This is a genomic window from Citrobacter sp. Cpo015 (assembly GCF_030333035.1).
GTDB lineage: Bacteria > Pseudomonadota > Gammaproteobacteria > Enterobacterales > Enterobacteriaceae > Citrobacter > Citrobacter portucalensis.
Window position 1 is genome coordinate 119,464 of the sequence record NZ_JAOWGS010000039.1, and the last position, 13,360, is coordinate 132,823.

The 13,360-nt window shown below is 51.9% G+C and carries 14 protein-coding genes and 1 pseudogene; 4 read left to right on the top strand and 11 right to left on the bottom strand.

What is annotated here, in order from left to right; translation table 11 throughout:
• Window positions 1-12: 12 nt before the first annotated feature.
• From livG to livK, 4 genes are all read right to left on the bottom strand, one after another.
• On the bottom strand, window positions 13-780 hold the full coding sequence (gene livG / locus OGY67_RS22205) for a high-affinity branched-chain amino acid ABC transporter ATP-binding protein LivG (protein WP_003023438.1): 768 nt from the start codon (window positions 778-780) through the stop codon (window positions 13-15).
• Window positions 777-2,054 (bottom strand): branched chain amino acid ABC transporter permease LivM, encoded by a 1,278-nt coding sequence (gene livM, locus OGY67_RS22210; protein WP_032945254.1) that lies wholly within the window; start codon window positions 2,052-2,054, stop codon window positions 777-779. The genes livG and livM overlap by 4 nt, the downstream gene beginning before the upstream one ends.
• A complete protein-coding gene (gene livH / locus OGY67_RS22215) occupies window positions 2,051-2,977 on the bottom strand; it encodes a high-affinity branched-chain amino acid ABC transporter permease LivH (protein ID WP_003827575.1) in 927 nt (308 codons plus the stop codon). The genes livM and livH overlap by 4 nt, the downstream gene beginning before the upstream one ends.
• Before the next feature lie 61 nt (window positions 2,978-3,038).
• Window positions 3,039-4,148: a high-affinity branched-chain amino acid ABC transporter substrate-binding protein LivK gene (gene livK, locus OGY67_RS22220; protein ID WP_003023433.1), complete on the bottom strand. Its 1,110-nt coding sequence runs from the start codon at window positions 4,146-4,148 to the stop codon at window positions 3,039-3,041.
• Between the two features lie 423 nt (window positions 4,149-4,571).
• Here livK and panM point away from each other — a divergent pair, with 423 nt between their 5' ends.
• Window positions 4,572-4,955 carry an aspartate 1-decarboxylase autocleavage activator PanM gene (gene panM, locus OGY67_RS22225; protein ID WP_003827573.1) on the top strand — a complete coding sequence of 128 codons (384 nt, stop codon included), beginning with the start codon at window positions 4,572-4,574 and terminating at the stop codon, window positions 4,953-4,955.
• Window positions 4,940-5,067, top strand: a pseudogene (locus OGY67_RS23815) (hypothetical protein). The gene panM and the pseudogene OGY67_RS23815 overlap by 16 nt, the downstream one beginning before the upstream one ends.
• 83 nt (window positions 5,068-5,150) lie before the next feature.
• Here OGY67_RS23815 and livJ read toward each other — a convergent pair.
• The 5 genes from livJ to ftsY all read right to left on the bottom strand — a co-directional run bounded on the left by livJ (window position 5,151) and on the right by ftsY (window position 10,898).
• Window positions 5,151-6,254, bottom strand: a complete 1,104-nt coding sequence (livJ, locus tag OGY67_RS22230) for a branched chain amino acid ABC transporter substrate-binding protein LivJ (RefSeq protein WP_139153507.1) — start codon at window positions 6,252-6,254, stop codon at window positions 5,151-5,153.
• 270 nt (window positions 6,255-6,524) lie between these two features.
• The gene (rpoH, locus tag OGY67_RS22235) at window positions 6,525-7,379 is read right to left on the bottom strand and encodes an RNA polymerase sigma factor RpoH (RefSeq protein WP_003023425.1); all 855 of its coding nucleotides are present in this window, start codon (window positions 7,377-7,379) and stop codon (window positions 6,525-6,527) included.
• Window positions 7,380-7,649: 270 nt separating this feature from the next.
• On the bottom strand, window positions 7,650-8,708 hold the full coding sequence (gene ftsX, locus OGY67_RS22240; RefSeq protein ID WP_003837835.1) for a permease-like cell division protein FtsX: 1,059 nt from the start codon (window positions 8,706-8,708) through the stop codon (window positions 7,650-7,652).
• Window positions 8,701-9,369, bottom strand: coding sequence for a cell division ATP-binding protein FtsE (gene ftsE, locus OGY67_RS22245; protein WP_003023420.1), 669 nt, complete (start codon window positions 9,367-9,369; stop codon window positions 8,701-8,703). Before ftsE ends, ftsX begins: the two co-directional genes overlap by 8 nt.
• 2 nt (window positions 9,370-9,371) lie before the next feature.
• Window positions 9,372-10,898, bottom strand: a complete 1,527-nt coding sequence (ftsY, locus tag OGY67_RS22250; RefSeq protein ID WP_234691895.1) for a signal recognition particle-docking protein FtsY — start codon at window positions 10,896-10,898, stop codon at window positions 9,372-9,374.
• A 151-nt stretch (window positions 10,899-11,049) separates the two neighbouring features.
• Between ftsY and rsmD the strand changes: the two genes are divergently transcribed.
• Complete coding sequence (gene rsmD, locus OGY67_RS22255) at window positions 11,050-11,646, top strand: 16S rRNA (guanine(966)-N(2))-methyltransferase (protein WP_032945257.1); 597 nt, start codon at window positions 11,050-11,052, stop codon at window positions 11,644-11,646.
• Window positions 11,636-11,911, top strand: coding sequence for a DUF1145 family protein (locus OGY67_RS22260; RefSeq protein ID WP_003023415.1), 276 nt, complete (start codon window positions 11,636-11,638; stop codon window positions 11,909-11,911). The genes rsmD and OGY67_RS22260 overlap by 11 nt, the downstream gene beginning before the upstream one ends.
• A gap of 57 nt (window positions 11,912-11,968) precedes the next feature.
• On the opposite strand, the gene OGY67_RS22265 is transcribed toward OGY67_RS22260, so the two are convergent.
• The gene (locus tag OGY67_RS22265; protein WP_286574517.1) at window positions 11,969-12,472 is read right to left on the bottom strand and encodes a DUF1240 domain-containing protein; all 504 of its coding nucleotides are present in this window, start codon (window positions 12,470-12,472) and stop codon (window positions 11,969-11,971) included.
• Between the two features lies 1 nt (window position 12,473).
• The gene (locus OGY67_RS22270) at window positions 12,474-13,355 is read right to left on the bottom strand and encodes a hypothetical protein (RefSeq protein WP_286574518.1); all 882 of its coding nucleotides are present in this window, start codon (window positions 13,353-13,355) and stop codon (window positions 12,474-12,476) included.
• Between the last annotated feature and the right edge of the window lie 5 nt (window positions 13,356-13,360).

Here is a 13,360-nt window from a genome sequence, read left to right on the forward strand (position 1 = left end):
TACTCGCCCCCATTATGCTTCACCTAAATAGGCGCGGATAACATCCGGGTTATTACGAATCTGTTCCGGCGTCCCATTCGCCAGCGGCGTGCCCTGGTTCACCACGTAAATACGGTCAGAAATCCCCATCACCAGCTTCATGTCGTGCTCAATCAACAAAATGGTGGTGTTGTGATGGTTACGCAGTTCAGCAATCAGCTCGTCCAGCTCTTTGGTCTCTTTCGGGTTGAGTCCAGCAGCGGGTTCGTCGAGCATCAGGATTTCCGGCTGGGTCACCATGCAGCGCGCAATTTCCAGACGACGCTGGTCGCCATAGGCCAGGTTACTGGCCTGACGGTTGGCATGCTCCAGCAAGCCAATACGCTCCAGCCAGGTGGCGGCGCGATCCAACGCTTCACTCTGCGCGCGACGGAACGACGGGGTTTTCAACAGGCCGGAGAAGACGCCGGTTTTCAGTTGCTGATGTTGCGCCACCAGCAGGTTTTCAATCACCGTCATTTCGCGAAACAGACGCACGTGCTGGAAAGTACGTACCACGCCCATACGCGCGATTTGCTGACCCGGCAGCCCTTCCAGGTGCTGGTCGCGCAGCTTAATCGTCCCGCCGGTCGGCTTATAAAAACCGGTCAGACAGTTAAAGACCGTGGTTTTCCCCGCACCGTTCGGGCCGATTAACGAGACAATCTCCTGCGGTCGCAGTTCCAGTTCAACGTTGTTTACCGCCAGCAGACCGCCGAAGCGCATCATCAGGCCGTTAACGGATAATAATGGCTGACTCATGCCTGCTCTCCTTTTGCTTCCCCGTTTTTCAGCTTCAACTGTGGACGGGTCATCGGCAACAAGCCCTGCGGACGCCAGATCATCATCAGTACCATTAAACCACCCAGCATTAACATGCTGTATTCGTTGAAATCACGCATCAGCTCGCGTGACACCACCAGCAGGATAGCTGCGAGGATCACCGCAAACTGTGAGCCCATTCCGCCCAGTACCACAATCGCCAGCACAAAGGCCGACTCGGCAAAGGTGAAGGATTCCGGGCTGACGAAGCCCTGGCGCGCGGCAAACAGCGTACCGGCAAAACCGGCAAACGCGGCGCTGATGGTAAAGGCTGTCAGCTTGATGCGCGTAGGGTTTAAGCCCAGCGAGCGACAGGCAATTTCATCTTCACGCAGCGCTTCCCACGCACGACCCAGCGGCATACGCAGCAAACGGTTAATAACAAACAACGAGAAGACCACCAGCAGCAGCGCCACCAGATAGAGGAAAATGACGCGGTCAGACGGATCGTACTTGACGTTAAAGAAGTTGCTGAAGGTATCCCAGCCGCCTTCACGGGCGGTACGGCTGAACTCCAGACCGAAAAAGGTCGGTTTCGGGATCTGGCTAATACCGTTTGGACCGCCGGTTATTTCGGTGTTGTTGAGCAGCAGGATGCGGACGATTTCGCCGAAGCCTAAGGTCACAATCGCCAGATAATCACCGCGCAGGCGCAGTACCGGGAAGCCGAGCAGGAAGCCCGCAGCAGCGGAAACCAGTCCCGCCAGCGGCAGACAAGTCCAGAAGCCGAGTCCGTAATAGTGGTTCAGCAGCGCGAAGGTGTAAGCGCCGATGGCATAGAAGCCGCCGTAGCCCAGCACCAGCAGGCCCGAAAGCCCTACCACCACGTTTAAGCCGAGGCCGAGGATGATATAAATCATCGTCAGCGTGGCGATATCCACCGTACCGCGTGACACCATAAACGGCCACGCCACGGCAATCACCAGCAGCGCCACCAGGAACAGCTTCTGTTTAACGGTGGAGCCGTCAATCGCCGGCAGAATAAACTTTGGTCCGGAGACGCTCTTCAGGCCTTTCTGGAAGGCTGGACGCAGCAGTTGGAAGAGAAAGACCACGCCAGTGCCGATAAACACCCACTGCCAGCGGATATCCGCGGCGGTATCCACTACCAGCTTGGTACCGTCCAGCTCTAACTGAACGCCCATAAAGACGCCCGCCAGGACGAAGAACATAGCGGCAGAGAGCAGCGCCATTGCAAAATGCATCGGTTTCATACTTTCTCTACCTCCGGGCGACCCAGAATACCGGTCGGCATCACCAGTAGCACCAGAATCAGCAGCGCGAATGAAACAACGTCTTTGTATTCAGTACTCAGATAAGCAGAGGAGAGCGCTTCCGCAACGCCCAGAATCAGGCCACCGATCATCGCCCCTGGAATGCTGCCGATGCCGCCCAGTACCGCCGCGGTAAAGGCCTTCATCCCGGCCATAAAGCCGATGTATGGGTTAATTACGCCATAGAACTGACCGAGCAGCACGCCCGCAACCGCCGCCATTGCCGCACCAATCACAAAGGTCAGCGCAATCACGCGATCGGTATTGATGCCGAGCAGGCTGGCCATCTTCAGGTCTTCTGCACAGGCACGGCAGGCGCGGCCCATACGGGAGTAACGGATAAACAGCGTCAGCGCCAGCATTGCCAGGAAGGTTACGATCCAGATAACCAACTGCATGGTGGTGATGGAAGCAGAGAAGTTATCGCTACTGCCGACAGTCCACTGGCCATTAAACAGGCTGGGCAGCGCCACGTCGCGCGAACCTTCCGTCAGGCTGACGTAGTTTTGCAGGAAGATGGACATCCCGATAGCGGAAATCAGCGCGATCAGGCGCTTGGAGCTGCGCACGGGCCGATACGCCACGCGTTCAATGCTCCAGCCGTAGGCGCTGGCAATGACAATCGCGCCGACGAAGCCCGCCGCGACCAGTAGCCAGCTGGAATCGATGCCCATCATCATTAGCGCTGCGATGATCATAAAGGAGACATAGCTGCCGATCATATATACCTCGCCGTGGGCGAAGTTGATCATGCCGATAATGCCGTACACCATCGTGTAACCGATGGCGATCAGCGCGTAGGTGCTTCCCAGCGTGACGCCGTTAAACATCTGCTGCAAGAAATAGAGGAACTGCTCGGACATAAGGTAACCTTTTTAAACCCGCCCGTTTTGCACGGGCGGTGGGATAACTCGTCTTCAGGTATTACTTCGCGACGGTCGAAGAACCGTCTGCATGCCACTGGAAGACACCAAACTCAAATCCCTTCAAATCGCCTTTTTCATCCCATTTCAGCGGCCCAATCACGGTATCAGCCCCGTGTGCTTTCAGATCTTTCACCAGGTCCAGCGGCTCTTTGCTACCGCTGCGATCCATTGCTGTCGCCAATGACTGGACGGCTGCATAAGTGATCCACACGTATGGTCCGGTTGGATCTTTCTTGTCAGCTTTGAGCGCATCGACGATAGCCTTATTCGCCGGATCCTGGTCATAGCGTTTTGGCATGGTTACCAGCATGCCTTCAGCAGCATCACCGGCGATGTTAGACAGCGACGCATTACCGACGCCCTCAGGTCCCATAAACTGGGTTTTCAGCCCGACGGAACGCGCCTGACGCAACATTTGCCCCATTTCCGGGTAGTAGCCGCCGTAATAAACAAAGTCGATATTTTCTTTTTTCAGGCGGGCGATCAGCGCAGAAAAATCTTTTTCCCCGGCGGTGATACCGTCAAAGAAAACGATGTTGGCTTTGCCCGCTTTCAGGCTGTCCTGCACCGAACGCGCCAGGCCTTCACCGTATTGCTGTTTATCGTGAATGATGGCGATACGCTGTGGCTTCACCTTCTCCAGAATGTATTTCGCGGCGGTCGGCCCCTGAGAGGAGTCCAGGCCCGCTGTACGCATAATGTGAGCGTAACCGCGCTGGGTCAGTTCCGGGTTTGTGGCACCCGGAGAAATCATCAGAATGCCTTCATCTTCATAGATATCTGATGCGGGCTGCGTGGAAGATGAGCACAGATGTCCAATAACGTACTGAATGCCGTCATTGACGATTTTGTTCGCTACCGCAACGGCCTGTTTCGGATCGCAGGCATCGTCATATTCCACAGCAACCAGTTTGTCGCCTTTGACCCCGCCTTTGGCATTGATATCTTTAATGGCCTGACGTGCGCCATTAAATTCCATATCGCCCCACTGCGCGACCGGGCCTGACATCGCGCCGACAACAGCGACCTTGATATCTTCCGCCATGACCGCGTGTGACATTGCCAGTGCTATCACCCCTGCGATGATTGTTTTCGCATTCCGTTTCATTACCTGAATCCCCATTCGTGACGTAATTAATATTTTGTATTTATGTGGTTAAAAAGCAGTCTGTGCTTTTTTTGAACTGCACTATTTTTACCAGTCTCATTAATGGTTTAGCGCAGTTTTTTAAGCAAGATCAGGCTAAAATCTCTATTTTTCAGTCGATTAAGAAAAGATAATATTCTGCTTTTCACTATAGATAAACAAAAAAAAGCACGTTTGTCAGCATAAAATAACGGCACAAAGAGCCGAATAAAATGCTGCATTCCAGGGTATTATTCTGCCTGTTTTTCAATCTCTACGGTTTCAAACTGTCATTACCGTTGTTACAAAATTATTAATCTGGTTATTCACATAAAAAAGAGAAAGCATCCGGGCGAATTATTTCGGTACACTCATTCCATCTTTTGTGATTTGGACATGCTGTTAATGAAGCTGACCATCGTTCGTTTAGATAACTTTAGCGACCAGGACCAGATTGATCTGGGCAAAATCTGGCCGGAATATTCCGCCTCATCGTTAAGCGTAGATGAAACGCACCGGATCTACGCCGCACGCTTTAACGAGCGTCTGTTAGGCGCAGTTCGCGTAACCCTGAGCGGCACGCAAGGTGCATTAGATTCATTGCGCGTACGCGATATCACCCGCCGTCGCGGCGTCGGGCAGTATTTGATCGAAGAAGTCATCCGGGAAAACCCTGACGTGAGTTCATGGTGGATGGCCGACGTCGGCGTCGAAGACCGCAGCGTGATGGCCGCGTTTATGCAGGCGTTAGGGTTTACAGCCCAGGAGAATGGCTGGGAAAAAAGATAAAAAAGCCGGATGGCGCTGACGCTTATCCGGCCTACATGCTGGGAGCAAAAAATAAAAAACCATCTCGCAATTTTCCAAGAATTTCACGTTGCAGGAAGGCGGCAAGTTATGAAGTCCCCGGGAGCTTACATAAGTAAGTGACTGGGGTTGAATAACGTAGCCAACGCATCTGCAGCGCGAAAGGCGCCAGGAAAATTATTTGGCGTCGGTCGCCGTCCCGTTTGCATGCCAGTCAAACACGCCGAATTCGAAGCCTTTCAGATCGCCCTTCGCATCCCATGACAGCGGCCCCATTACGGTTTCCACTGAGTTTGCTTTCAGGTATTTGGCAATTTCAGCCGGGTCGTCAGACTGGTTCAGACCGGCCTGCAAGGATTGCAGCGCGGCGTAAGTGGTCCATACGAATGCACCGCTCGGATCCTGTTTCTTGGCTTTGATCGCGTCCACTATCGGTTTGTTCGCCGGAACCTGATCGTAGTTCTTCGGTTTCGTTACCAGTAAGCCTTCTGCAGACTCACCCGCGATGTTAGACAGCGACACGTTCGCTACCCCTTCTGGTCCCATAAACTGGGTTTTCAGACCCGCAGCGCGTGCCTGGCGCAGAATCTGCCCCATTTCCGGGTGGTAACCACCGTAGTAAACGAAATCGATATTCTCTTTCTTCAGGCGCGCTACCAGCGTCGAGAAGTCTTTTTCACCGGCGGTGATCCCGTCGAAGAACACCACGTCAGCGTTGGCTTTCTTGAGGTTGTCCTGCACGGAACGCGCCAGGCCTTCACCGTACTGTTGTTTGTCGTGAACGATCGCAATGCGCTTCGGCTTCACTTTTTCAACGATATATTTGGCAGCGGTTGGTCCCTGATCGGAATCCAGACCGGTGGTACGCATCACCAGGTTATAACCGCGCGCGGTCAGCTCCGGCGCCGTTGCCGCTGGGGTGATCATCAGAATGCCTTCGTCTTCATAGATATCTGACGCAGGCTGAGTGGAAGACGAGCACAGGTGGCCGATAACATATTTAATCCCGTCGTTGACCACTTTGTTAGCTACCGCTACCGCTTGTTTCGGGTCACAGGCATCGTCATATTTCACCATGACCAGTTTGTCGCCTTTCACGCCGCCTTTGGCGTTGATATCTGCAATCGCCTGCTCTGCGCCAGTAAATTCCTGATCGCCATACTGCGCTACCGGACCGGACATCGCGCCGACGACGGCAACTTTAATATCCTTAGCAAACGCCATATTGCTCAAAGACAGGGCGATACATCCTGCCAATAACGCTTTACCCTTCATATTCATCCTGACAATCCCCATTATTGTGGTTATTACGTGTGTTGTGATGTTGTTGTTCAGCACTTTATTTCGATTATTGGATAGCCACCCGTGCTTTAGCAGCATACTCTGCTAAAACATACCCGATTTTTATTATTTTGGAATAGCTAAATTTGACATGCAGATAACAACTTGATGACAAAAAGCTTAAACGTCAGGAGAGAGGGGAAGAGATAAAAACAAAAAACCCCGGATTTTCATCCAGGGTTTATCAGCATTTCCAGTTCGGCTGGAAGATTACGCTTCGATCGCCGCGCGCAGTTTTTTCATGGCGTTCTTTTCAAGCTGACGAACACGTTCAGCGGAAACGCCGTAGCGATCGGCCAGTTCCTGCAACGTCGACTTGTTGTCTTCGTCCAGCCAACGGGCACGAATGATGTCCTGGCTACGCTCGTCCAGACCTTCCATTGCGTGAGTCAGTTTGTTCGCGGCCTGATCTTCCCAGTTATCTTCTTCAATGCCGTCGGCAAAGTTAGAAGATTTATCCTGCAGATACAGCACCGGGGCCATCGGCTGGCTGTCAGACTCGTCGTCTGAAGACATGTCAAACGTCATGTCCTGCGCCGCCATACGGGATTCCATTTCGCGCACGTCTTTGCTGGAAACACCCAGCTCGCGAGCAACCATTTCAACTTCGTCCTGGTTAAACCAGCCCAAACGCTGCTTGGTTTTACGCAGGTTAAAGAACAGCTTACGCTGTGCTTTGGTGGTCGCAACTTTAACGATACGCCAGTTACGCAGAACGTATTCGTGGATCTCAGCTTTGATCCAATGCACGGCGAAGGAAACCAGGCGCACACCCACTTCCGGGTTGAAACGGCGCACGGCTTTCATCAGGCCGATATTACCTTCCTGAATCAGATCCGCCTGCGGCAGGCCATAACCCGCATAATTACGAGCAACATGAACAACAAAGCGCAGGTGAGACAGGATCAGCGTTTTAGCTGCTTCCAGATCGCCCTGGTAATGCAGCTTTTCAGCCAGTGCCCGCTCCTCGTCAGCCGACAACATCGGCCACGCGTTCGCAGCCCGGATGTAAGATTCCAGGTTACCAACAGGGGCTAAAGCTAAATTTTGCATTTCTTTGGTCATTCAAATCCTCTCAATCTTTTCATCTGGCGCATTGGCTAAAAACTAATTAACAAAAACCAGTAGCAACAACCATGCCAGAGCTTATGAGCAACGAGAATATCATTCAATCTTTTATCAGACAGTGATTTTATCCACAAGTTCCATGTCGTAATGTGTATAGATTACGCACAAAATGTGACATCACAATGAATACGCCGGGAAGAGATCACAGGGACTCTTTCCCTGCAGAGCGAACTACTCAGTGCAGGGAAAGATTATACCAGAGATTTTTTAATCGGGGGTAAAGTGGCGTAAATGTTGAACCGTGGCAAGCCAGGCTGCCACCCAGCCAATCATTGAGCACACCAGCAGCAATAACAGGCACTCATCGAATGATAATCCATTGATATCAAACTTGGTTCCAAATACCTGTGCCACCTCAGTCACCGCTGACGACAGACGCATCACCAAAATTTCTGACAAAATCAGTGAAAGAAATGCACCGGAAAAACCGAGCAGTGCACCGCCGTAGAGGAACGGACGCAGGATAAATCCATCCGTCGCGCCAATCAGTTTTTGCACGTTAATGGTATCGCGACGCGCAAAAATACTCAGCCGCACGCTGTTACCGATGACGAGGAAGACCGCCGCCACCATCAGCACGCCAATCATCGCGGAAACGCGCCCGACAAGGCCCGTCAGCGCCGCCAGGCGAGCGAACCAGCTGTCATCCATTCGCACTTCATCAATACCGTTGATTTGTGCGATGCGGTCACGCAGCGTGTTCAGCGACTCCGTACCCTGGAAGTCCAGTTTCGGGATAACAACCGCCACGGCCGGAAGCGGGTTCTCTTCCAGCATATCCAGCGCGCCGCCAAAGCCAGACCAGTTGCGGAATTCACCCAGCGCGTCGTCACGAGAAAGATAATTCACTTTCTCCACGCCCTGCTCGGCCTGCAACTGACCAACCACCCGCGCCGCCGCATCATCATCCAGCGTTTTTTGCAGGTAAACGGTGATCTGCGGAGACGGATAATACTGGCTTGCCGCATGGTTTACGTTCTTATAAACCATGTAACACACGCTTGGCAGCGTCAGGGAGATGGCAATGACCATCACCGTCAGAAACGTCGCCAACGGCTTGCTTTTCAGGTCCTGTAATGCGCCCTGAAACGCATAACGTACCTGCTCGTTAAAGACATTAGTTTTACGCGAGTTCGGCTTTGGCGCGGCTTTCGCACGCTTTGGCGCGTTGCGACCGCCGTCACCCGGCGCACCGCCCGATTTACGAAAGCGATCCAGTCGGCCACCGAACTGTTTGATTTGGTTAATAGCGTCACGTCTATTCATGCGCCAGGCCTCCATGCAGATGTCCATCGCTCAGAACCATTTGGCGATAGGAGCGACGGGAGATCAGGCCAATATCGTGCGTGGCCATTAATACCGTGACCCCGACGCGGTTAAACTCTTCGAACAGGCGAAGGATCCCTTCTGACAGCGCGTCATCCAGGTTCCCCGTTGGTTCATCCGCCAGCAGTACCGCAGGTTTGTTCACCACCGCGCGGGCGATGCCGACGCGTTGTTGTTCACCGCCGGAGAGCTGAATCGGGAAGTTTTTCGCTTTGTCCAACAGCCCGACCTTATCCAGCGCTGCAGACACGCGACGACGAATATCGTCCCCGCTGGCACCCGCGATGATCAGCGGGATTGCCACATTGTCAAACACGGTTCTGTCCATCAACAGGTGGTGATCCTGAAAAATCATGCCAATCTGGCGACGCAGAAACGGCACTTCACGGTTTTTCAAACGGCTGATGTCATGCCCGCTAAAGTAGATTTTCCCGGCGCTGGGCCGTTCAATTCCACAAATCAGCTTCAGCAGGGTACTTTTCCCCGCGCCGGAGTGGCCGGTCAGAAACGCCATCTCGCCAGGCTGCATATGGAAAGTCACTCCCTGCAGCGCTTGTCTCCCACCGAGATAGGCCTTGCTGACATGTTCAAAGCGAATCATTGTTAATCCTCTCGGGCAAAAAGTGCCTCTATAAAATCGTCCGCTTTAAACGGACGTAAATCCTCGATACGTTCGCCCACACCGATATAGCGGATAGGGATGCCAAATTGATCGGCAACCGAGAAGATAACCCCGCCCTTCGCCGTACCGTCCAGCTTGGTCAGGGTGATACCGGTTAAGCCCACCGCTTCATGGAACAGTTTGGCCTGGCTTATCGCATTCTGCCCGGTGCTGGCGTCGATAGTCAGCATAACTTCATGCGGCGCATCTTCGTCCAGCTTCTTCATGACGCGAACGATTTTTTTCAATTCTTCCATCAGGTGCGATTTATTCTGCAAACGCCCTGCGGTATCAGCGATCAGCACGTCTACGTTACGCGCCTTCGCCGCCTGGATGGCATCAAAGATAACGGACGCGGAATCCGCGCCAGTATGCTGAGCAATCACCGGGATGTTGTTACGCTGACCCCAAACCTGCAGCTGTTCTACCGCCGCCGCACGGAAAGTATCACCTGCCGCCAGCATTACCGATTTACCCTGCTGCTCAAACTGACGCGCCAGCTTACCAATAGTGGTGGTTTTGCCCACGCCGTTGACGCCAACCATTAAGATAACAAATGGTGTTTTGCCATCAACGTTCAGCGGTTCGTCAACCTTCGCCAGAATCTCGCCCATCTCTTCTTTCAACAGACCGTACAGCGCTTCCGCATCTTTAAGCTGCTTACGGCTGGCGCCTTCCGTCAGATTCGCAATGATCTTGCGGGTCGTTTCTACACCCACATCAGCGATCAGCAGCTGCTCTTCCAGCTCTTCAAACAGATCATCGTCGATTTTTTTACCACGGAACAGACTGATAAATCCGGAACCGAGGTTTTCTTTTGTTTTCAGCAGGCTGCGTTTCAGGCGCGCAAAGAAACCTTCTTTGGTTGGTTTTTCCTGCTCCTGGACCGCCTCTTCTTCTACCGGTTCTTCTACAGCAGGTTCTTCTACCGGCACCACCATAACCGCTTCTTCAGCAGCCTCAGCGGCCAGCGCCTGTGCTTCCAGCTCTTCGTCGGTCAGCTGCGGTTCGTTTTCAGCTTCTTCTTCAGCCGCCTCAACGATTTCCACGGTTTCCGCTTCGGCCTGCCACTCTTCGGCAGAAACTTCTTCAGTTTTCACCTCTTCCGGCAGCGGCAATTCTTCGCGTTCAATAACCACCGCTGCTGGCGTTTCCACTACAGTTTCAGCAACGGGTTCAGCAACCGGCTCAATCTCCGGCTGCGCTTGTTCGGCGACAGGTTCTTCTTCCGGCTGCAGTTTTTCGATTTCCGCAACCTGTTCAGTTACTTCAACGACTTCAGCTGCAAAGGCTTGCGTTTCAGCCTCGCTACGGGTTTCCTCAACGTGCGGTTGTTCGTCAACGACGGTAGTTTCTTCAGCAACCGGTTGTTGTTCTTCATTTTTTACTTCTGTCTCGTTTTCCGGTGCCTGCTCTTTTTGACCAAAGCCCAGCCAGGAAAAAAAGCCACGTTTTTTCTCTTTCGCCATTTGCGACTACACTCCCCCGCTGTTGCTTCATGGCACAGCGTCAACGCTATGTACATAGCAGCTAAAAAAATGATGAAATAGTCTATCACTTAACTTAACTCACATCACCGCCTGGAATGACATGCTATAGGCGGATTGAGCAATAATAGAAATGAAAAAACCGAATCACTCTGGTAGCGGCCAGATCCGCATTATTGGCGGGCAATGGCGTGGCCGTAAACTCCCGGTTCCGGACAGCCCCGGCTTACGTCCGACCACCGACCGTGTGCGCGAAACGTTGTTTAACTGGCTGGCCCCGGTAATGGTCGATGCTCATTGTCTGGACTGCTTCGCCGGCAGCGGCGCGCTGGGGCTGGAAGCCCTCTCTCGCTATGCGGCAAATGCGACGCTTCTGGAGATGGATCGCGCGGTATCTCAGCAGCTACAAAAGAATCTCGCCACGCTGAAAGCCTCCCATGCCCGCGTCGTCAATACCAATACGCTGACATTTTTGGCTCAGGCAGGTACGCCGCATAACGTGGTATTTGTTGACCCGCCGTTTCGCAAAGGATTACTGGAAGAAACATTAACTCTTCTGGAAACTCATGGCTGGCTGGCAAATGAAGCGTATATTTACGTTGAAAGCGAAGTAGAAAACGGCTTACCGCCGGTTCCGGTGAACTGGTCGCTATACCGTGAGAAAGTCGCCGGACAGGTCGCCTATCGCCTGTACCAACGTGAAGCACAAGGAGAGCACGATGCTGATTAACCTGGGACGCCTGTTGATGCTGTGCGTCTGGGCATTTTTACTACTGAATATTTTCCAACCCTTTCCACGCCCGCTTAACATCTTCGTTAACGTCGCACTGATATTTATGGTGCTGATGCATGGCATGCAGCTGGCGCTGCTAAAAAGCACCATGCCTAAAGATGGCCCGCAAATGACCAACGGAGAGAAAATCCGTATTTTTCTGTTCGGCGTCTTTGAACTACTGGTGTGGCAGAAGAAGATTAAAGATCAGTTGAAGAAGTAGCTGTGATCTTTTCGCCCGGCGGCACGTTGCGGGCCGGGCTGGGCCTGCAACTCACCATCACGGTGGTAATATACCGTCCAGTTGATCTTTCAGTTTTGGAATATCTTTACTGGCTCTTGTTTTCCGCAGGTGTTTCACCTGCTCGCAAATCTCTTCGGTCCGGGTGTAATAGGTGCCAGACGTCGGGCCTGGACGCTCACATAAAACATAGTTAGTACCAAGAGGATAAAAAATGACAATAAAAGATAAAATATTGCCAATAACAAATCCTACACCCGCAACGTGGATACCGATGGTAAATGCCCTGTCGAAGAATTTGGGCGGCTGCATGCTTTTCGTAAAGGTCACGTAGGCAATACATAAAACAAAGAAAAAACCCACCGGAAACATCAGCAGCAGAGAAAATGAGCCCCATAAAAAATAAACAATGCTTCTGGATTCAATAAGATCGGTAATGTCTGGCACACTGGCATAATAAAACCCCCAACTAATCCCTCCCACAAAAAGCATAAAAAGAAACAAACAACATCTTTTCTTAATGTTCTCCAGATTAATATTCATATCAATAAATTCCGCCGTAAAGGGAGTTTCTGTATCCCAGGCGTTGGGCGTTCCACTCTTCGATTCTTTGCCGTTCTTTAAGTCCCTCACGTATACACGCTATCAGTTTGTCTGATAGCTCATATTTTTTGTCCACTTCATTCAGAGACCAGGCAATAAATAGACCTAATGCAACAGCACCAACAATTCCCCCCCAAACTGGAACAGTCGCACTCGTTACAAAAAGAGAGACGCCCCAACGAATAACATTACCTGATAATCTTGAGACAAAAATACTCACAATCACCTTCGCCACATCCATCGTCACATTCCCCAGCAATGCGGCGACGTCATGTTCTGATTTAAAGGCCAGCTCAATCAACCGCCAGCATGCGGAAAACCAGATGCAGAATCTGGCCCCTGACATTATGCCATTTCGAAACCCGGCGCTGCCAATACCCACCTCAAGTACCTTAGGATGGTTAATCCGGTAACGGGTTCCGTTAAGAATGCGCCGCAGAGAAGGGTAGCCCGTAATCTTCACATACAGCTTTCCCTGATAAGCATATTGCGTTGCTTTAATCCCAAGGCCTTTTAAGGTGAAGACAATCTTTCCGGCCTGCTGATAAGAAAAAAGCTTTGACAGCTTTTTAGTCGCATCAGCCGCATCTTTGATATTACCTGCATAATTGGTCGAAAAACTGACGGATTTGCTGCCCAGCAAATCATCAATCACGCCCTGCGCCTCTTCAAGCGTTAGCAGCATAATGTGTTGTGTATTGCTATTCAGATTATTTTTCAGCGTTCTGATTTCGTTCTCAATACGCTGATTACGTTGCCGGTTATTTCCTCTAAGAATATCTTCACGGTGATTCCCTATCCAGTCATAATACCTTTCCATCATTACTC